The following is a 20,419-nucleotide window of genomic DNA, read 5'->3' as shown; positions in this document are numbered from 1 at the left end:
TTTGATACTCCACAAACGGGCGGTGAAATTACATGTCAAAACAGCATGAAGAAGCCTATTCCTACTTTGAATATGCATGCAGAACGGGAGTGGTTGGAGTAGCTTTCCTTTCCATTGACGAGCATTGGACCAGCGTAAATCCGGCGGTAACCTCGCTGCTCGGGTTTACGGAGGAACAGCTCCTGGGACAGCATTTCAGAGAGCTTCTATACGGGGATTCACTAGGGAAATATATAAAGATGGCAGGTGCTCTAGACGCTGGAGAGACACCTTTTTTTGAGTGCGAAATCAATTTGTCCACCGCCTCCGGACCGCCGGTACCGGTGCTGCTCCATATGACCCTCATCAGCGATCCCTCGACGGGAAAAAGGCTGTATTATCTGCTGCATTTGGCGGAGCTGGCTGCTGAAGAAGAAAGTGATGAGCTGAGTTCTCCTGCGGACAGACTGTATAAACAGATTGTGGCCAATATTTCCGATGTAGTCTATTATGCAACACAGGACAGTATTTGCAGGTACTGCTCGCCTTCGGTAAGTGAGGTGCTCGGCTACGATCCTGAACAGCTGGTGGGCCGGGATATCCGTGGGCTGATCCATCCTGATGATCTTGAGGGTCTTGATTTCCCTGAAACTCAAGATTTTCAGAGGGTTCAGATCCGGATTCAACATGCCGACGGCCGCTATTTGTGGATTGAGTTCACCCTTCGCCTGATCGAAGAGGGATCCCAGCACAGCGTGCTCGCTGTCGGACGGGATGTGACGGAACGCAAGATTGTGGAACAGAAGTTGCAGGAATCCGTCGAAAGATATACATCCCTTAAAAAGTATAACCATGATGCGATTATTTCCCTTGACCTTGAGGGTAGAATTATTAACGGGAATGAGAAAGCCTGCCAGCTTACTGGCTACAGCATTCCGGAGCTGGTTGGAATGAATGTGGGGCGGATTATTGGGGCAGACCATCTGGAGGAAGTGATTACCTATCCCCAAAAAGCCAGTTCCGCTGAGGTGGACATTAGCCACATATGGCATCGGGAGGGGCATTCTGTTGAGGTGCTGACGACCATTGCCCCGATTATTATCAATAACATCACAGTAGGATTCTATATTATCGTTAAGGATATTACCGAACAGAAGAAGCTGCTGATTGCCAAAGAGTCTGCCGAAAAAACAAACCGCGCCAAAAGCGAGTTTCTGGCGATGATGAGCCATGAGATCCGTACGCCCATGAACGGTGTTATCGGGATGACGGATCTGCTGCTGGATATGTGTGAGCCGGGTTCGCAGCAAAGAGAGTATTTGGATATCATCCGTCAAAGCGGAGATACCTTGCTCGCAATCATCAACGATGTGCTGGACTTCTCCAAAATCGAGGCAGGCAAAACCGTCCTTCATGAAGAGCCGTTTATGCTGATGGCCTGTGTGGATTCGGTGCTTGAGCTGCTGCAGCATAAAGCAGACAAGAAAGGCCTGAAGATTGACATGGACATTGGTCCGGATGTACCGCATCATCTGATTGGCGACGGTGACAGGCTGAAGCAGATCCTGCTTAATTTGGTGGGAAATGCGGTGAAGTTTACTTACAGCGGAGGAATAAAGGTGACGCTAATGACAGTAGCAAGAGCCGAGGGAAGGGTCACGCTGGAATTCACAGTGGCCGATACCGGTATTGGGATTCCCGAGCGTTCGCGCAGCCGGCTGTTCGAGCCCTTTTATCAGCTTGATCATTTCATGAACCGGCGCCATGAGGGGACAGGATTGGGACTAGCCATTACCAAGCAGCTTGTGGAGCTGATGGGAGGCACAATCGCTCTGGACACTTCAGTGGAGTCAGGATCATCCTTTGTGTTCACAGTCGTGCTGCGGGAAGAAACCGGCAGGGAAGCTGGTACAGAGACCGGCAAAGAAGAGACTGAACCGCTTTCGGGCGAACATCCCTTGCGGATTCTTGTGGCTGAGGACAACGAGATCAATCAGATCGTATTACGTAAAATTCTGGAGAAACGCGGTTATTCTGTCGATGTTGCGGGTGACGGGCTCCAGGTCATGCAGATGGTTCGCGGGGAGAACTACGATCTTATATTTATGGATGTGCAAATGCCGCGCATGAACGGTCTGGAAGCCACACAGGCAATCAAAGAAATGCTGCCGCCGGAGAAGCAGCCGGTCATCATTGCCGTTACTGCTAATGCGCTCAAAGGAGACCGCGAGTTATGCCTGGCTGCCGGAATGGATGAATACATCAGCAAGCCGCTGAGAAGTGAGACGGTAAGCGCAATGGTAGGCAAATTTTTCTGAAGCAGGGCTGCGGAACTGTATACAATTCATTGTACTGCATTAAAGCTGAGATGCGGTGAACGGATATCTTGCATGTGTTATCTATTTTGTTTAAGATAGCAGAAACTGGTACAAAAGTGGTGCCAGCCATAATGAAATGATGATGACGAAGAGAGTAAGCGCGAGAAACGGATCTTAACAGGGAAGGTGTGCCGGAGACTGAGAGCACCCTCAAGAGACGATTTGCGCTGAAGTTCACTTCCGAGTTGGCCCCTGAAGTACACTGCTGCAGCAGGTATGTGTAGGACGGCCCGCGCTCCGCGTTACCGGGTATAAGACAGAGTTGATTCCAGCCTGGTTTGAAGGTGTTTTTTGCCAAAGCCTCAGAATGGATTGAATTCTAAATTAGGGTGGTACCACGGCTCCTCGTCCCTTGCGACGGGGGGCCTTTTTGCGTTCATATTTTAAATTCAGCTGACAAGAAGGAGTGGAAGGTAATGAGCAACGTGGAACTTAATGGGCTGAGAGCCCGCCTGGATGAGATCAATGGACAACTGCTGGAGCTAATCTCCGAGCGGGCCCAGGTCGTGCAGGAAATTGGAGCGGTAAAAGAAAAACAGGGTGTCCCAAAGTTCGATCCCGAACGGGAAAAACAGATGCTGGAGAAGCTGGTAGCAAGCAACAAGGGTCCTTTCACAAGCGGAACGATCCGCACCCTCTTCAAGCAGATTTTCTCCGCATCGCTTGATCTGCAAAGTACGGAGCATAAGAAGTCCCTGCTGGTAGCCCGGAAAAACCACGCGGAGGATACCGTTATCGTTCTGCCGGGTAATGTTACGGTCGGCGGATTATCGTCGTTGATGGTAGCAGGTCCATGCTCTGTGGAGAGTGAACTGCAGACCCGTACCGTTGCTGCCGCTTTGCAGAAGGCTGGAGTAAAGGTTATGCGCGGCGGAGCCTTCAAACCCCGTACCTCCCCTTATGATTTCCAGGGACTCGGAATGGATGGCCTGAGAATTCTACGGGAAGCAGCTACGGAGTACGGACTTCTCACCATTAGTGAAATCGTAGACCCCCGCCATATTGAAGAGGCACTTGATTATGTGGATGTGATTCAGGTTGGCGCGCGGAATATGCACAACTTCGAACTGCTCAAAGCAGTAGGGGAAGTGAACAAGCCGGTGCTCCTGAAACGCGGACTATCTGCTACGCTGGATGAATTCATCCATGCGGCGGAATATATTATGTCCCGGGGCAATATGGATATTATGCTGATTGAACGCGGTATCCGCACCTATGAGAAAGCGACCCGCAATACGCTCGATATTTCGGCCGTGCCGATTCTCAAGCAGGAATGCCATTTGCCGGTGCTGGTCGACGTTACCCATTCAACCGGACGCAAGGACATTCTGATCCCTTGTGCCAAGGCTGCACTCGCCGCTGGAGCCGACGGCATTATGGTGGAAGTGCATCCTGATCCGGCTACTGCGTTGTCCGATGCCGCGCAGCAGCTGAACATTGAGGAGTTCAATACGTTCTTCAATGAAGTAAAAGCTTCCGGGTTGTACCGCTAAAACCGCCTGAATCTGTCCAACTCAAATCATTTGAATATATAGAATTTGGACGGATAGTGCAGTTAAGACGAGGATAACGCAATAAACAACGCTTACAAGAGCAGATTGAACTTTTGTGGAGGTTATGGATGGTCAGGTACAATAAGTAGCATTGGAGCTGCACCGGACCCGGGCTTATACAGAAAGTGCCTCATCCCATAACAGTCACAGGAGGAACAAAAGATTTGAAGCAGCTTAGTTTGAAGAACGTGTGGTTTTTGAATACGAGGAACGATATTTTGTCCGGGATGACGGTGGCTATTGCCCTGATCCCGGAAGCGATTGCCTTTTCTATACTTGCGGGAGTCAGCCCCATGGTAGGTCTGTACGCTTCGTTTTGCATTGCGGTGGTTACGGCATTCGCGGGTGGAAGGCCGGGTATGATTTCGGCAGCTACGGGGGCCATGGCTCTTTTGGTCGGTAGCCTGGTGCTGAACCACGGCATAGAGTATTTGTTCGCAGCTACCGTGCTGGCCGGAATCATTCAAATCCTCATGGGGATGCTGAAGCTTGGCAGATTTATTACCTTTTTGCCGCAGCCGGTGATGACCGGTTTTGTGAATGCGCTGGCGATTCTGATTTTTATGGCGCAGTTGACGCATTTCAGCGGACAAGGGTGGGTAATGTATGCGCTGGTGGCACTCACGCTGCTTATTATCTATACGGTTCCCCGTTTCACTAAGGCGGTGCCTTCGGCGCTAGTGGCGATTATTGTGGTGTCCGTGCTCAGCATTGTTCTGGATCTGGATGTGAGAACCGTAGGTGATATGGGAGAGATCACGTCGGCGTTGCCAGTATTCCACCTGCCGGAGCTTCCGTTTACCCTGGATACACTGCTGATTATTTTGCCTTATTCGCTGTCGCTTGCCGTAGTAGGACTGCTGGAATCATTGATGACCGCGACCCTGATTGACGATATTACCGGCACCGGGAGCGATAAGAACCGTGAAGCAAAGGGGCAGGGTCTGGCGAACATAGTCACCGGCTTCTTCGGGGGTATGGCTGGCTGCGCGATGATCGGCCAATCCATGGTGAATATGAAATCGGGCGGACGCACCCGGCTGTCGACCCTGGTGTCCGGGATTTTTCTGCTGTTCCTGATTCTGGTCCTTGGCGATGTGGTGAAGCAGATTCCTATGGGAGCGCTGGTCGGGGTGATGTTCATGGTATCCATCAGCACCTTTGAATGGAAATCCCTGACTTCATTGACGAAGGTTCCGCTAAGCGATGCTCTGGTTATGCTCGTCACCGTCGTTACAGTGGTTGTCACCGATAATCTCTCAATTGGTGTATTGTTTGGTGTCCTGCTCAGTGCCCTTACCTTTGCCTGGAAAATCGCCTCCATCCGTATGACTATTCATACAGCGGCGGTCTCTACCCGGTATACGGTGCATGGTCAGCTGTTCTTCGGCACAACAAGCCAATTCATCCATCATTTCATGGTGGACAGCGATCCGGAGCAGATTATTATTGATTTCACCCATTCGCATGTATGGGATCAGTCCGCAGTAGATGCAATGGCCAAGATTATATCCAAGTATCAAGCCATTGGCAAGAAAGTAACCATTACCGGTTTGAACGAACAAAGTGCGCTGCTGGTAAAACGGATCGGATTGTCGCCATCTGGCGGTCATTAGATGAATGATGTTAAATATAGAGGTTTTCTCCAATGCCAGACTCCTGGCGGCGGAGAGGACTTCTTTTTTTATCTTTTGCCCGTATCTCCTGTATCATGACCGCGGTCATCATCTGTATCGCGGTAGGGAACATAGCCATCCAATGGGTGAATACCGGCTCGGCTGTGAAGGGTACGATTAACAGCTACAACATGAAAGCGGCGTGTCGGATCAGACCCGGCAGATCCGGGAGCTGACCAATCTTCAATTGGAGAAAATCAAAGAGGTGTACAAGGCTTCAATGGTTATCAGTGCGAATACGAATGATATGCGGGAGGCCATCCGCCAGGTGAAAGTGTAGGCAAGGCTTTGTTAACTGTAAATTGACTAAAGGGACGCTCGGCGGGGTTCAGAGCAGTTGGAGCTCGTCTGCACAGCTTTCCAAAGTGTCTTACTATTGGTATGATTACAAGGAATGAGAACGTCTACTACCGATTATCATGGAGGAATTAATAATGAGCGAAAAAACACTATCCGGGATCATTGACCATACGCTGCTGAAGGCGGATGCCCGTAAAGAAGATATCATCAAGCTGGCGGAAGAGGCCAAAACCTATACATTCGCTTCAGTTTGCGTGAATCCGGCGTGGGTAGCTACTGCTTACGAGGTGTTGAAGGATACACCTGAAGTGAAGGTCTGCACGGTTATCGGGTTCCCGCTGGGCGCTTCGACACCGGAAACCAAGGCATTTGAGACCACGAATGCGATTTCGAACGGTGCGGGAGAAGTGGACATGGTCATCAACATCGGAGCATTGAAGGATGGCGACAATGAACTGGTGAAGCGGGATATCGCTGCGGTAGTCGATGCAGCACACGGTAAAGCGCTGACCAAAGTAATTATTGAGACCTGCCTGCTTACAGATGAAGAGAAAATCCGCGCCTGCAAGCTCGCCGTAGAAGCCGGAGCTGATTTCGTGAAAACCTCGACCGGATTCTCCACAGGCGGTGCGACTAAGGAAGATATTGCATTGATGCGTGCGACTGTAGGTCCTGATATTGGTGTTAAGGCTTCCGGCGGCGTGCGTAGCGCAGAAGATGCGCTAGTTATGGTTGGAGCAGGCGCAACCCGAATCGGCACCAGCGGCGGAGTGGCTATTGCCAAAGGCGAACAGAGCCAAAGCAACTATTAATAATCGTTAGTTTCAAAAAGCGGCTGCGGCGTCATTGTATCAGGGACGCTGCAGCCGCTTTTTTATGGTATGAGAGATTATTGGATCTCTCTAGGAAATGAGAAGGAGGAAAGAGGCTATTGACGAAGATGAATTACCCTGTCATTGAAACAAATAGACTGAGGTTAAGAGTACTTACGCTGGAAGATAAAGAGGCTGTATTCCAGCATTTCTCGGATGAAGAAGTAACGCGCTATATGGATATTCCGCCTTGCCGGGATATTGCCGAAGCCGTTGAAATGATCCAGTTTCACATCGACGATTCGGGCTGCCGCTGGGGAATATTCGATAAGCAGCAGGAGCGGATGGCGGGAACCTGCGGATATCATTGCTGGACAACTGGACCCTCAGGCAAAGCGGAAATTGGCTACGATCTGTCCAGAGCCTTCTGGGGCAAGGGTCTGATGAGGGAAGCACTTAATCCGGTGATCCAATTTGGATTTGAACAGATGGGGCTTGAGGTCATCGAAGCTACAGTTGATCCCGGGAATGACAGATCCATACGCCTGCTGATGGCGTTGGGGTTCTCTAGAGAGGCGGAGCTTATAGACAATCTGATATATTTCTGTATGCGGCGAAGCCAATTTACCGGATGAACACTTTTACCGCTTATGTAGCTTCATCAGAAGATGGAATTCCGAAGGAGAGCCTTGAGCTTGGCTTCGATAAATTGGAGAGCGCTTACCATAGCGGGACGTTGCGAATCACAGTTTTTCTCAACTGAATAAAACACATTGGAATAATGAGATATTTTTCTTCCCAAATAACATAGATTGTGAGAGAATAGGTACAATTCTTAGTTGTTAAGGTTTACCATTACACAGATCAAGGGAGGAAAACCCATTGTCAGAAGACCGCAAGCTGTCATTTGAAACGTTAGCCGTGCATGCAGGCCAGGAGATTGATCCCACTACCTTCGCACGTGCAGTGCCGCTCTACCAGACCACTTCCTACGGATTCCGTGACGCCGAGCATGCTGCCAATTTGTTCGCGCTGAAGGAGTTCGGCAACATTTATACCCGTCTGATGAATCCGACCACCGATGTTTTCGAGCAGCGCATTGCTGCCCTTGAAGGCGGGGCGGGTGCGCTTGCGACAGCTTCCGGGTCAGCGGCAATTTCCTTTTCCATCCTTAATATTGCCGGGGCCGGAGATGAGATTGTCTCTTCTGCCAGCCTGTATGGCGGTACTTATAATTTGTTCTCCACTACACTTCCGAAGCTGGGAATCAAGGTGCACTTTGTGGATTCCGATGATCCGGAGAACTTCCGCAGTGCGATTACGGACAAGACAAAGGCCCTGTACGCCGAAACCATCGGCAATCCGCAGGGAAATGTGCTGGATATCGAAGCAGTGGCGGCTATCGCCCATGAGCATGGAATCCCGCTGATTGTGGACAATACGTTCCCAAGTCCGTACTTGCTTCGTCCTATTGAATTTGGTGCAGATATTGTTGTCCATTCTGCTACCAAATTTATTGGCGGACACGGTACCTCCATCGGCGGGGTGATTGTGGACAGCGGCAAGTTTGATTGGAAGGCAAGCGGACGATTCCCCGGCCTGACCGAACCTGATCCAAGCTATCACGGACTGGTCTATACGGAAGCTGTAGGACCGGTTGCCTATATCATCAAAGCACGTGTACAATTGCTGCGTGATTTGGGTGCAGCGATCTCGCCGTTCAACTCCTGGCTGCTGCTGCAGGGCCTCGAAACCCTTCATTTGAGAATGGAGCGTCACAGTGAGAATGCACTGAAGGTAGCCCGGTATCTGGAGCAGCATGAAGCTGTGGACTGGGTCAGCTATGTGGGACTTCCAAGCCATCCATCGTATGAGCTGGCCCAGAAGTATCTCCCCAAGGGGCAGGGGGCTATTCTCACTTTCGGGATCAAGGGCGGAGCGGCTAACGGGGTCAAGCTGATTGAGAACGTGAAGCTGTTCTCCCACTTGGCCAATGTCGGGGATTCCAAATCGCTGATTATTCATCCGGCGAGCACCACGCATCAGCAGCTTTCGGATGAGGAACAGATTGCCGCAGGGGTTACCCCGGAATTAATCCGGCTCTCCATCGGTACAGAATCCATCGACGATATTCTGTATGATCTGGAGCAGGCCATCGCAGCCAGCCAGCAATAAGTCAGAGACTGTACAGGCCACTATCCAAATACGCAATCGTTCATCGGTCGATGAGCGGCGTAAATGGATAGTGGCCTTTTTCATGAAATCCAGCTACTTGCTTATCCGCTGAAATGATGCAGAATATCGCTTGCGCTGTATGCATATTCCTTAAAAAGGGGATAGCGGCAGAGTTGCACGGTTCCCCGGTTTGTTGCCTCTAATTAATTGGTAACGCTTGCATATTTTGCTACAGGTTCCCGTATTTATAAGATGATGTATGCAGACGATGCCGGTGGCGGTATGAAGCCCGAGGGAAGCCGGCTGCAATCCAAAGCTAAAAAGGTGGGTGCGGAAATGAAGGGTGAACGCGAGCAGGAGCATAACCGGAATAAGGAAGAGCGTCCGTTCAAGTATCTTGCCGGAGATCGGGCAATTGGGGTAGAAATGAGCCAATCTGCGTCTGTGGCTTCCGCAGCTGCAGAATTTATTGCTGAAGGAGAGCGCACAAGCTTACAAGAGCCGATGCGTCGTGCTTATTTCAGACGTCCGGGTGAACGTCCGGCTTTTCTGGTGCTACGGGATGGGCGCGAGGAGCGGACGGTTCTGCGGGAAGAACCCGGAGTATTGCCTGCGGGCCCCTGCCTGATCCGCAGCGGGGAGTGGCTGTTTGCTCCTGAGGTGAACGAACTCTACGCGGGCTGGTTGTTCAGCGAAACCGCCGAGCAGGAGGAACGGATTCTGCAGCGGATTTATTATCGGCTACGCGCGTCAGCAGCAGCGCTGCTGGAGTCAGCGGACGGGGCCTGGGCCGCCGTTATGCTGCCCTTCATGCCGGAGCTGGCCGATCAGCCGGTCAGGCAGGCTGCGCTGCAGGATGCGCAGCTTGAAGCGCTTTTCGCTGCGGTCGCGGAGCGCCAGCGCCTGGGCGGCGACTGCCGCGTGGACCTGCTGGCGCCGTATCCCGCCAGCGCAGCCGAATTCGCGGCGCAGCGCGAATTCATCGAAGGTGTGGCCGAACAGACCCTCGGCCACGCTTACGCGGCGGCGTGCCGCATCGGGGCGATGATTCCGCCCGATGTGGAGCGCGCCGCCGCGGGGGAAATCGCGCGCATCGCCGATTTCCTGGTGCTGGACGGCGCGGCAGGCGAAGCCGCGCCGGAAGACGCCGCCGGAGGCTTCGCCAAGGCGGCGGAAGAGATCCTCGCCGCCGTGCAGCGCGTGAAGCCGGCGGCGGCACTGCTCGCCGCGGGGGCACCGGCGGCGTATGCGCTGGCCGATCTGTACCGGATCGGCTTCGGCGGGATCTTTTGCAGCGCGGGCCAGCGGACGGAAGCGCTGCTGCGGGCAGCCTGCCTGACCTGGATGGCCCGGCAGGATCATGCCAAGCCAGCCGCCGGAGGATGGCTGAGCAGCTAGACTATCTGTGTGTTTGATAACACACACTTTAACAAGGAAACCCGATCTCCTCTGCGGCCAGTGCGCGAAGGAATCGGGTCTCTTGTTATTTAGGGAATTATGATCTGTTGCTGGGAATAAAAGCTGAATCGTCCAAAGGACGGGTTCTCTCCGAAACAACGGCAGAAATGCCGTTGTTGAAGTGCCTTAGGTGGATCTGCTCCGAAACAACGGCAGAAGTGCCGTTGTTAAAGCGCCTTAGGTGGATCTGCTCCGTAACAACGGCAAAGGTGCCGTTGTTGAAGCGCCGCAGGTAGATTTGCTCCGAAACAACGGCAGAAGTGCCGTTGTTAAAGCGCCTTAGGTGGATCTGCTCCGAAACAACGGCAGAAATGCCGTTATTGAAGCGCCGCAGTTGGATCTGCTCCGTAACAACGGCAAAGGTGCCGTTGTTGAAGCGCCGCAGGTGGATCTGCTCCGTAACAACGGCAGAAGTGCCGTTGTTGAAGCGCCGCAAGTAGATCTGCTCCGTAACAACGGCAGAAGTGCCGTTGTTAAAGCGCCTTAGGTGGATCTGCTCCGAAACAACGGCAGAAGTACCGTTGTTGAAGCGCCGCAGGTTAGTTTGTATCGGCGTCACGTTGCTCTTAATAAAACTGCGGTGTGCTGAACATTACCCATTTATAACTATGGAAATGCCTCACTCCCCAAATATTCCTATTTTTGATCCCTTTGATCCGCTCCAGCCCCGGCCATTATCGTTGGAAACACTCCGCTTGCTTATGCAGTACTGCTCTATTCCATTTCCCGTTGAAATTCAGCCTTTGTCTGCAAGCTCCTGCCGCATCCTGCGTTAATCCAGCCGCACCGTAGCACCTGCGGATATCTGGCGGGGCTGGTCCTTTGCCGTGATCCATACATCCACTGCTGACGGATTATACACGATGGCTTGGGAAGCGGAGAAGCGTAACCCCCGGACAGCGGACAGATAGTCGGCAATCTCGATATTGGTGGCATACCAGATCTCCTGACGACCGCCCATCAGGCCGGCGAACTGCTCTAATTCCTCCCAGTTGTGATTGTCATTGAACTCGTAGCTGTGCCCCCAGACATATAGGAGCTGCATCCGCGGATGTCTGGGCTTCTCCTCCAGGAATCGTTGTCCAAGCGGCAGCATGTCACGGTGATGACAGGTAGGGTGCCAAGCCAGCAGATTATCCGGCAGGTTGAAGCCGCCGTGGGATTGCACAGTGCGTGAATACTCGATTCCCAGTGCAGGAAGAACGCTCAACACCTCATCGCTGTAGTCGCCGAACGGATAGGACATGCCTCTCACGGGATAGCCTGCAAGGGTTTCCAGATGCCCGCGGTCCTTCAGAATTTCTTCAGCAATACCCGCCCGGGGGGTCATGGAGAGAAAGGGATGAGTGCTGGTATGTGCGGATATTTCATGATCCTTATAGAGAGATGACACCTCTTCTCCGAGGATATAGCTTTCCTTGCCGAAAAACCCTGAATTCAAATGAAAGGTGCCCTTCAGACCATGCCGGTTCAGTATCGCCACAAGCTGTCTGTCATAGATTCTGCCGTCATCCCAGCTCGTTGTTAGCGCTTTAGTAACACCGCCCGGAAAAAGGTCAAGCTTGACTCTCATAACATTTCAACCTCCTGATTATTCAATACCTTCATTATGAACAATGCCAGAGACAGCGGCGATTAGCAAGATTCTTGTTCATAGACGGCCTGCAATCACAGCACGGCCTTATGCACCCGATATTCGGAAGGCGAGCACAGGAACACTTTTCTGAATTGCCTGGAATAATAATTATGATCCCTGAAGCCGCTGTCCATAGCCACCTGCGAGATGGACAGCTCTGGATTGCGCAGCAGCGTGCAGGAGTAGTCCAGCCTTTTGCGGATAACGTAATCCATAGGTGTCGTATGATAATTCCGGGTGAACACACGGAGGAACTGGCGCTTGGACATATAAGCCAGATCGGCCAGACCCTGCAGAGAGACAGGCTGCAAAAAATGCTCCTCAATATAGGTGATCGCCTCCCCGATCCGCAGCGCCTTGTTCTCGGTCCCGCCGCCATTCTGCCGGTAATACCTTGACAGCGTGCCGACGAGCGCCGTGAAATAGGTGCGGATCATCAGCCGGTAGCCGTCAATTTGCCGGTCATGCTCCTCCAGAATCCGGTCCAGCAAAAGATTCACCTCATCAAGCTGCGCGGGCTGCAGAGAGAGCATGCCTTTGAAGAACATTTCCTTGCGGAAAAAGGGCTCCAGATAAAACAGCGCCTGGAATCCCGGCAGAAGCTTAAGCTCTGGCAGCTGGAGCAGCTGGTCGGGATGGAACATGACATTGACGTATTGAATATTCTGCACATTTTTGTAGCCGTGGGAGATATCACTGTGTATAAAAAACACCTGACCCGCAGAAACGGGGTACTCCTTTCCTTCAATGATATGAATTGCGCTTCCCTCCAGAATGACCACCAGTTCCGAGAAATCATGGCAGTGCACATAATAATCATGCGTCAGCGGGCATTTTTGAATGCGGAAAGTGAAGCCGGGTTCGAGTCCCAGATCCCTTGAATAGAGTTTTTTTGTCATGTCGTTATTATGCTAAAGATGGTCCTGATCGTCAAGGAAGCAGCCCGCCGGATGCGCTACTCTGAAGAGGAAGATGACATAAGGCTGGAGGGTGACTATGCAGCGCTGTTTATACAGGGCCGAGTGCAGGGAGGGCGGGATTCCAGAGCACTTTTTCCAATCCCGGCTCCCATTGCTGAATGAACGAATGGAAATGTTGGATATCTCGCGGCTAAGCGTATTCCAGAGAGGTATGGAGCTATTTCTTTATTACGAATGCGGCGGAGAGCGGCATGAACCGGAGCGGCTGTTTGCAGATGCGGAGGAGCTGCTCAAGGTCTGGCCGGGAGGACTGCAGCCCAGATGGTGGGTGCCCATGATGGACATTTTCCACTACCAGCAGCCGGTTTCCGGGCAGCATTGGAAGCGCACTCAACAGGAGAGTGTTCCCTTTGGAAGGGTGGCGCTTTTGAAGCCGGAGCAGGTTTCAAGCTATATCTATTATCACTACCAATATCAGGAGGAGCGCCCGGGAGACGGTGACAAATACGGAATCATCGGACTTCATGAGAACCTGCTGTTCTTTTATGCCGAGCTGCCCACTACGGTGGAGCCGGCGCCTTATGCGGGAAAGCTCGCAACGAATCTCAGGCCGGATCGATGGGGGGAAGTGATGGACCCGCATTTTATGAAATGGAAGGATGCCCCGGCTGACCAGGAAATTTGGAAAAAGCTCACTATCGTGCTTAACGTACCGGTCCCTGCCGGCAAAAAGGAGAGTGAATAGAGGATGCACACCTCGTTATGTTTAAACGGTGAATGGGATTTCATGCCGCTCTACGATCAGCCGCTCTGCCGGACACTTCCTGAGAGACTGATGTATGAAGCCCGCAAGATCCAGGTTCCTTCAAGCTGGCGCCACAGCTATCCGCAGCCATTCGGCAGAAGGTTCGGGGAAATCACGGAGTACGGGTTCGCCCCGCTGGATGTATACGGCTATCCAAGCGAATGGGATGCAGCGGAGGCCGGTGTGCTGCACCGGTCCTTTCAGATCCCGGAGGACATGCTGGGGCAGCGGGTGGTCTTGCGTTTCGATGGAATGATGCAGAAGGCGGCTGTGTATCTGGACCGGGAGCGGGTCGCCATCTGGGAGGACGGGTACCTGCCCTTGCGGCTGGATATCAGCTCAAGGGTGAAGCCAGGTCAGGAGCAGCATCTGCATGTGGTCTGTGGAAGCTTTGATCAAACGGTGCTCCCCTCCGGGGATAAGAAGATTACGGGACTTGCCGGCTCCTGGTTCGGCAGGATTTCAAGGGGGATATGGCAGGATGTATTCCTCGAAGGTTATCCGCCTGTAACGCTGGAGGATATCACGATCCGTACCCTTTTCCGCCAAGGTCTCCTGGAGGTGGATGCGCTGATAGGTATGGAGCCCGTTACTTCAACGACGGATTCACTGCAGGTCGTCCTTAAAGTGAAGGAGCATCAAACGGGTACCTTGCCTATGGATGGAAAAGGGGCGCTGCCGGTTCTTGAAGCAGAGGCTGGTGCAGCAGTGGTGTCTCAGGAGGCTGCGAAAGGGCGGCAATTATGTGAGAACACAGATCACCGGAAGTGGCAGGAAGCCCGGTTTGTGCTGCCCTGGCAGGATGCCGAGCTGTGGAGCCCGGAAACTCCGGTTCTGTATGCGCTGGAGCTGGAGCTTCGGGCAGGGGAGGAAATCCTCGACCGCCGGACAGAGACGTTCGGCTTCCGGGAATTTTGGTGTGAAGGTCCGCAGTTTATGCTGAATGGAATTCCGGTCAACCTGCGCGGAGACTCCTGGCATTTCCAGGGGGCGGCACAGCAGACAGAGGACTACATCCGCAATTGGTACCGTATGTGCAGACAGGCAGGTGTCAACAGTATCCGGCTGCATGCCGAGCCATATCCTGCGGATTATTTGCGGATTGCCGATGAAGAGGGGATGCTCATCATTGATGAGAGCGCTATCTATGGCTCTGCCAAAACAATGGATGCCGCCCATCCGGATTTCATAGCCAATTGTAAGGATCATATACGGCGGCTGGTGCAGCGGGACAAAAACCATCCCTCGGTCATCCTGTGGAGTGTGCAGAACGAGATGCGCTGGGTGGACGGGCGGGATGACTATAAAACGTACATTCCGGGTCTGATAGATATTATGAGAGCGCTGGATTCCACCCGTCCGATTATGGTGGAAGGGGATAACCGCCTGCTCTCCAAGGAGCTTACAGAGGTGGAGAGCCGCCACTATAACATTGACGGCACGATCTCCCAGTGGGACCGCACAGTCCCGCTTACCTTTGGAGAGCATGGCAGCTGGTGGTACATTTGTCCGCAGAACAGCAGCATGTATACGGGACTTGGCGCATATCGCGATACAGACGCGAGTGCTACCGGCCTAGCACAGAAGGAGCGGCTGTTCATTGAATACGCGCGGCGACAGGGGGTATCCGGCATCGCCACCTTCAACTTCGCCCATTATTTTATGCGGGCAATGCCTGACCGGAATATTTTCCTGCCGCCTGCCGATCTGACAACGCCAGGCCCTAAGCCTGCGCTTATTCCGGCATACTCACTTTCACTGAATAACGGGCTGCTGCCGGAGGAATATCCGGCCTATCGGGTCAATCCATCCTTTGCGGTTATGTCGGAGGCCTTCAAGCCGGTAACGATGATTGCTGCCGAGTATAACCGCTGCTTCTTCGACGACGCGAAGGTCCGCCGCAGCTTCGATGTCTATAACGATACGCTGGCCGAACAAGCGGTGACTATTGAATGTACTGTACAGCAGGAAGGACGGGTGGTTCATACACAGAATTTCGGGTTCCGTCAAGAACCTGCCGAACGCCGGAGTATCCGCCTGGAGTGGATGCCGGATGCCGTCGCCCGCGATGGGGAAGCAGTGCTCACAGCCAGGCTGTTCCACGGCAGAGAGCTGAAGCATGAGCTTAACCTTAGTTACCGGCTGTTGTCCGGCAGCCTTAAGACCAAGCCGGTGGCCTTAGGACTTCCCGCTGTTTATATAGGTTCTGAAAGGGACTATCAATCCATCTGCGTTCTGGTCCCCAACCTGATCCGGGTGGAGGCAGAAGCTATAGAGCAGTTGCCGGGCGGTATCCTCTTGATCGTCGGCAGTAAAATGCAGGATGGGGACGGGGAGCTGGACCGTCAGCTGCGAGCTTTTGTAGAGAAAGGCGGCAGGCTGCTGCTGCTGGAACAGCTTCATCTCTCTCTTGGCAAGCTTCCGCTGGTCCGCAGAGAATTCATCCGTGCTCATGCTGGGGATTATGGACATCCCGTGCTCCAAGGTCTTGGAGATGAGGATCTCATGTTCTGGCATGAGGAGCTCCGCGAGGAAGGACCGGTGCCGATTATTAAGGCTGCCTTTGAAAAGCCTGTAACGGGAGACTTTACCCTCCTGCTGGAGTGCAGCAGCGGTGATTTCGGGGACGGCGGAGACCTGTGGTCGCCGCTTCTGGAATACCGTAGCGGAGCAGGAATGTTCCTGGCCAATCAGCTGGAGATTATGGACCATATCCAGCAGATTCCCCAGGCCTGTCTGCTGCTGCGGAGTCTGCTCCAATACGCAGGCCGCGCCGATTACGCGGCTGCGGCACCCCTGCCCGCTGCGGTATGGGTCCGCAGCGGCGGGGCGGCGGAAGCTTTGCTCGGCAAGCTTCGCCTGAAGGGCACAAGGCTGGATAGCGCCGCAGGCTTATCCAGCCTGAATCCCGGCCTCCTCGTGGTGGAGGCAGGGCTGCTGAACGGCCCGGGCGCGGCGGAAGCCGTCCGGCAGGCTGCAAGTGCCGGCAGCAGAGTGCTCGTGCTGCCGGCAGAACCCGGCGGGCAGGAGGCGCTTGCCCGCCTACTGGACCGCCCCGTGCGCATCGCACCGCACGGGACGTACCACCTGGAGGCGGACTACGCTCACGCCGCCGTCCGCGGAATCAGCCCTGTCGACCTGTTCGGGTTCGACAAAGTGCATCTCTCGCCCCGGGACGTAGTGAACCGGGAGCTGGCGGCGTACAGGCTGGAGGTGCCGGACGCTGAGGTACTGTGTACCAGCGTGGAGGGGACCGCCTGGAAGGATTATTTTGCCGGGCAGCACACCGGAGAATACAGCAGGCTGGCGCTGGTCGAGCTGAACCGCGACAAGGCCTGCGAGCCTGGAGCCTTTCTGATCCGGCTGACCGCAGGGGAGGGGGAGGTCATCTGCTCACAGCTGCTTATGGACTCTGACAGCGAGAAAAGCCTGCGGCTCTATACCCGCCTGCTCGCCAATCTCGGAGCGGACTTCACGGACGAATTGCTGATCCGCGATAAAGGCGATGCGGAATGGGCGGTGGAAGCGGCAATGACGCTGTTCTGCCCGCCTTATGTGGATTATCAGGCCATGAAGGAATACTACACCGATCCGGAATTTTCCTTGAACAATCTGGGCGAAGGCCTGTACGGCTGGATGAAGAAAAAAGAACGGCGCGAGGGAGGAACACTGCTGATTCCTGACCCGGCAGGCCGTCCGCTGTTCCTGAGCTGCTTTGTACATCTTCCTGAAGCGGGTACAGGGACTTCAGCCATCCGCACCGGCTCCCTGCGGGTGAAATCGGACTGTGCATTTGAGATATATATGAACGGTCAACAGGTTGCCGCACCGGAAAAGGAAATTGAGCTGAGATGCGGAACCAACCGGCTGATTGCCATTGTGCAGGGAGGCGAGGAGGACATTGCTTTTGGCATGGTCTTCTTGAACAGGGACGGAACGTATATGAACGATTTGGAGTTCCGCATGACGATGGATGAGGTTGAGCCCAAGTAAGCATTGCGAACCCGAGAGGAGCCAAACCAATGATGAAGCACCCAGGACCCTTAAGTCCAGCCGGCCATTCAGGCCGCGAAGAGCTCAAGAAGACTGCCGCGAATACCGCCGGGGAAGCTAAGCTTGCCCGCAAGGAGGAGCTGGACGCGTATTTCTCGTTCCGTGACGAAGCGAAGGAAGTGGAGTTCAAGCGTCATGATATGCCGACGCCATGGATGAATTACTTGTCCAACGGCACGTTCCATACCATGTTGTCCCATGCGGGCGGTGGAGTCGCTTTTTATAAGTCGCCCCAGATCTGGCGGATTACCCGCTACCGTTTTTTTCATCTGCCAACCGACCGCTCCGGTCCTTACATTTATCTTCAGGATGCCGGAACGGGCAGTTACTGGTGTCCTACCTATGAGCCAGCCTTCCAGAAGCCGCAGGAGTGGAAAAGCAGCCACGGTCTGGGCTATACCCGTTTCGAGGCGAGGGAGGATGAAATTTCAGCACAGACGGTCTATTTTGTCGGACCTTATGAGAACTCATTGATCTGGAATCTGACGCTGACCAACAACAGTCCCGCGGTGAAGATACTGAATGTGTATGCCTACGCCGAGTTTGGGATGATGGAATTCATGCGGGAGCTGCAGTGGCAGTGCTACAACAAGCATCAGGTATCCGTGCAATATCACCCGGGGGAAGCACTTGTCTACAAATACGGTGTGGAAAATCAGCCGAAGCCGGACGAGACACCGCTGGTGTATATGATGTCCGATGCGCCGCTGTACAGCTATGACGGTGACCGTGAAGAATTTATCGGCAGCTACCGGAGTGAGTCCAATCCTGTTGCCGTTGAGCAAGGAGGCTGCAAGGGCTCAACACTCCTGGGCGGGGACCCCTGCGGTGCGCTTCAGGTACAGGTGACCCTGCAGCCCGGCGAAACCCGCACCGTGAATTTCTTTCTCGGGACGGCGATGAACGAAGCAGAAGTGGCGCGGGCCATCGCACATTCGCGTGAGAAGGATTTCGTCACCCGCTCTTATGCGGGACTTAAGGAGAACTGGGACCATTATCTGGGCGGATGGAATTGCGAGCTGCCGGATCAAGATGCGCAGCGGATGATCAACCTATGGAATCCGTATCAGGCACAGCGGAACTTCCTCTTTTCACGCAATATCTCCTTCTATGCCACCGGTACCTTCCGGGGAGTGGGTTTCCGCGACACAGCCCAGGATATATTAGCTGTCGTCCCGCTTGATCCCGAGGCGGCAAAAGAGAAAGTCCGTTTGCTGCTGGGGCAGCAATATCAGGATGGGCATGTGAACCATTATTTCTTCCCGAATGAGGGATGGGACCCGGTGACCAGCATTCATTCCGATGACCATCTGTGGACGGCGCTTGCCGTATGGGATATTCTCGCGGAGACCGGCGATGCAGGGTTTCTGATGGAGGGCCTTCCCTTTTATGACGGCGGTGAAGGCACGCTATATGAGCATTTGAAACGTGCCATCGATTACACTGTTTCTCATAGGGGACCCAACGGCTTTCCGCTGATGCTGCGCTCGGACTGGAATGACCAGCTTTTCCGGGTCTGCCGCCAGGGCAAAGGGGAGAGCATCTGGACTGCGATGCAGCTCGGAACAGTGCTTCTGCGCATGAAGGATCTGGCTGTGGCCTCCGGTCATCCGGAGCATGTGGCAGACTATGAAGCTCTGTACGAGAATCAGAAGCAGCTGGTGAACAGTCTGGGCTGGGATGGGCGCTGGTTCCGGCGGGCGGTGATGGATGACGGACGTTTCCTGGGGACAGACGAGCATGACGAGGCCAAAATCTGGCTGAATGCGCAAACCTGGGCCACCCTGTCCGGCATGGCCGACCCGGATAAAGCCGTGCAGGCTATGGACAGTGTGCGTGATATTCTGGATACAGAGCTTGGTATTAAGAAGCTGCATCCTTCCATCACGACCTTCCCGGATCCTGCGGACCCGCTGACCAATTATAATAAAGGCACGGGGGAGAATGGAGCGGTCTTCTGCCATGCCAACACCTGGGCCATTATTGCCGAATGCCTGCTGGGAAGAGGGGATCAGGCCTACAAATATTACCGCCAGCTGATTCCTAACGTCGCTATGGAGCAGGCCGGGTTATGGCGTTACAAAGCAGAGCCGTTCGTCTATGCCTCCAATCTGTTCGGACCTGAATCTGACAAGTTCGGACTGGCTAACGTTTCCTGGCTGACCGGTACTGCCGCATGGATGTATATCGCCGCAACCCAGTATATTATGGGGATTAAGCCTGTATTGGAGGGACTGTCCATTGATCCATGCATTCCCTCGGAGTGGAAAGGCTTCAAGGTGAGCCGGAAATTCCGCGGCTGCCTGTACGAGATTTCCGTGACCAACAGCACTCACAGCTGCAAGGGAGTAAAGGAAATCCGTGTGGATGGCCAGCGGCTGGAAGGTAACATCGTACCCGCCTATCCGGGGAAAACTGCAGTAAAGGTAGAAGTTACACTATAGTCTCCATAAACCCATGCAGCAGGCAGCCCGGCATCTAACCGGGCTGCTTTTTTACATAATATTAGTTAACTGTATATAGCTGTTCATCCTGTTAAAGATTAATAGCCTAAAAGGGTGAATTACGCACCTGGGGTTTAAGAATAAGCATCTCCAATCAGGTCTGTCTGCGGCTTTACTTTTTTGCGGATCGTGATATATTATAGCTATAAGTTGCACTAAGGAAATAAAAT

The 20,419-nt window shown here is 53.5% G+C and carries 15 protein-coding genes; 12 read left to right on the top strand and 3 right to left on the bottom strand.

The genetic code is table 11. The features are described 5' to 3' along the window. The first annotated feature begins 32 nt into the window (after window positions 1-32). From ACTJKB_RS27390 to ACTJKB_RS27355, 8 genes are all read left to right on the top strand, one after another. Window positions 33-2,297 (top strand): PAS domain S-box protein, encoded by a 2,265-nt coding sequence (locus ACTJKB_RS27390; protein WP_440837485.1) that lies wholly within the window; start codon window positions 33-35, stop codon window positions 2,295-2,297. 476 nt (window positions 2,298-2,773) lie between these two features. Then, window positions 2,774-3,850, top strand: a complete 1,077-nt coding sequence (locus tag ACTJKB_RS27385; protein WP_440837484.1) for a bifunctional 3-deoxy-7-phosphoheptulonate synthase/chorismate mutase — start codon at window positions 2,774-2,776, stop codon at window positions 3,848-3,850. 224 nt (window positions 3,851-4,074) lie between these two features. After that, window positions 4,075-5,526: a SulP family inorganic anion transporter gene (locus ACTJKB_RS27380; protein WP_440837483.1), complete on the top strand. Its 1,452-nt coding sequence runs from the start codon at window positions 4,075-4,077 to the stop codon at window positions 5,524-5,526. Between the two features lie 202 nt (window positions 5,527-5,728). Continuing rightward, window positions 5,729-5,866: a hypothetical protein gene (locus ACTJKB_RS27375; protein ID WP_440837482.1), complete on the top strand. Its 138-nt coding sequence runs from the start codon at window positions 5,729-5,731 to the stop codon at window positions 5,864-5,866. Window positions 5,867-6,020: 154 nt separating this feature from the next. Further along, a complete protein-coding gene (gene deoC / locus ACTJKB_RS27370) occupies window positions 6,021-6,698 on the top strand; it encodes a deoxyribose-phosphate aldolase (RefSeq protein WP_440837481.1) in 678 nt (225 codons plus the stop codon). A gap of 128 nt (window positions 6,699-6,826) precedes the next feature. Beyond that, window positions 6,827-7,333 (top strand): GNAT family N-acetyltransferase, encoded by a 507-nt coding sequence (locus tag ACTJKB_RS27365; protein ID WP_440837525.1) that lies wholly within the window; start codon window positions 6,827-6,829, stop codon window positions 7,331-7,333. 247 nt (window positions 7,334-7,580) lie between these two features. Further along, window positions 7,581-8,873, top strand: a complete 1,293-nt coding sequence (locus tag ACTJKB_RS27360; RefSeq protein WP_440837480.1) for a homocysteine synthase — start codon at window positions 7,581-7,583, stop codon at window positions 8,871-8,873. Between the two features lie 207 nt (window positions 8,874-9,080). Then, the gene (locus ACTJKB_RS27355) at window positions 9,081-10,271 is read left to right on the top strand and encodes a hypothetical protein (RefSeq protein ID WP_440837479.1); all 1,191 of its coding nucleotides are present in this window, start codon (window positions 9,081-9,083) and stop codon (window positions 10,269-10,271) included. Between the two features lie 97 nt (window positions 10,272-10,368). Here ACTJKB_RS27355 and ACTJKB_RS27350 read toward each other — a convergent pair whose 3' ends face one another. From ACTJKB_RS27350 to ACTJKB_RS27340, 3 genes are all read right to left on the bottom strand, one after another. Further along, the gene (locus ACTJKB_RS27350) at window positions 10,369-10,890 is read right to left on the bottom strand and encodes a hypothetical protein (protein WP_440837478.1); all 522 of its coding nucleotides are present in this window, start codon (window positions 10,888-10,890) and stop codon (window positions 10,369-10,371) included. A 213-nt stretch (window positions 10,891-11,103) separates the two neighbouring features. Continuing rightward, a complete protein-coding gene (locus ACTJKB_RS27345; RefSeq protein ID WP_440837477.1) occupies window positions 11,104-11,904 on the bottom strand; it encodes a polysaccharide deacetylase family protein in 801 nt (266 codons plus the stop codon). 95 nt (window positions 11,905-11,999) lie between these two features. Beyond that, window positions 12,000-12,866 carry a helix-turn-helix domain-containing protein gene (locus tag ACTJKB_RS27340; protein ID WP_440837476.1) on the bottom strand — a complete coding sequence of 289 codons (867 nt, stop codon included), beginning with the start codon at window positions 12,864-12,866 and terminating at the stop codon, window positions 12,000-12,002. Window positions 12,867-12,875: 9 nt separating this feature from the next. On the opposite strand from ACTJKB_RS27340, the gene ACTJKB_RS27335 reads away from it, so the two are divergent. From ACTJKB_RS27335 to ACTJKB_RS27320, 4 genes are read left to right on the top strand one after another with little or no spacing between them, the layout of a single operon-like run. Next, complete coding sequence (locus tag ACTJKB_RS27335; protein WP_440837475.1) at window positions 12,876-13,049, top strand: hypothetical protein; 174 nt, start codon at window positions 12,876-12,878, stop codon at window positions 13,047-13,049. Between the two features lie 49 nt (window positions 13,050-13,098). Next, entirely contained in the window at window positions 13,099-13,632 is a 534-nt protein-coding gene (locus tag ACTJKB_RS27330; RefSeq protein ID WP_440837474.1) for a hypothetical protein, read from the top strand. A gap of 3 nt (window positions 13,633-13,635) precedes the next feature. Then, entirely contained in the window at window positions 13,636-17,685 is a 4,050-nt protein-coding gene (locus tag ACTJKB_RS27325; RefSeq protein WP_440837473.1) for a glycoside hydrolase family 2 TIM barrel-domain containing protein, read from the top strand. Window positions 17,686-17,714: 29 nt separating this feature from the next. Continuing rightward, a complete protein-coding gene (locus tag ACTJKB_RS27320; RefSeq protein WP_440837472.1) occupies window positions 17,715-20,189 on the top strand; it encodes a GH36-type glycosyl hydrolase domain-containing protein in 2,475 nt (824 codons plus the stop codon). Window positions 20,190-20,419: the final 230 nt, after the last annotated feature.

The organism is Paenibacillus sp. 22594, assembly GCF_052044425.1.
GTDB lineage: Bacteria > Bacillota > Bacilli > Paenibacillales > Paenibacillaceae > Paenibacillus_AQ.
Note: the sequence above shows the minus strand (reverse complement) of the source record. Positions and strands in the feature narration are given on the sequence as shown.

Bases quoted from the DNA above. Each gene is read 5' to 3' on its own strand.
- ACTJKB_RS27340 (WP_440837476.1), bottom strand. From the start codon at position 12,866: ATGACAAAAAAACTCTATTCAAGGGATCTGGGACTCGAACCCGGCTTC.
- ACTJKB_RS27365 (WP_440837525.1), top strand. From the start codon at position 6,827: ATGAATTACCCTGTCATTGAAACAAATAGACTGAGGTTAAGAGTACTT.
- ACTJKB_RS27335 (WP_440837475.1), top strand. From the start codon at position 12,876: ATGCTAAAGATGGTCCTGATCGTCAAGGAAGCAGCCCGCCGGATGCGC.
- ACTJKB_RS27330 (WP_440837474.1), top strand. From the start codon at position 13,099: ATGGAGCTATTTCTTTATTACGAATGCGGCGGAGAGCGGCATGAACCG.
- ACTJKB_RS27390 (WP_440837485.1), top strand. From the start codon at position 33: ATGTCAAAACAGCATGAAGAAGCCTATTCCTACTTTGAATATGCATGC.
- ACTJKB_RS27345 (WP_440837477.1), bottom strand. From the start codon at position 11,904: ATGAGAGTCAAGCTTGACCTTTTTCCGGGCGGTGTTACTAAAGCGCTA.
- ACTJKB_RS27385 (WP_440837484.1), top strand. From the start codon at position 2,774: ATGAGCAACGTGGAACTTAATGGGCTGAGAGCCCGCCTGGATGAGATC.
- deoC (WP_440837481.1), top strand. From the start codon at position 6,021: ATGAGCGAAAAAACACTATCCGGGATCATTGACCATACGCTGCTGAAG.
- ACTJKB_RS27325 (WP_440837473.1), top strand. From the start codon at position 13,636: ATGCACACCTCGTTATGTTTAAACGGTGAATGGGATTTCATGCCGCTC.
- ACTJKB_RS27320 (WP_440837472.1), top strand. From the start codon at position 17,715: ATGATGAAGCACCCAGGACCCTTAAGTCCAGCCGGCCATTCAGGCCGC.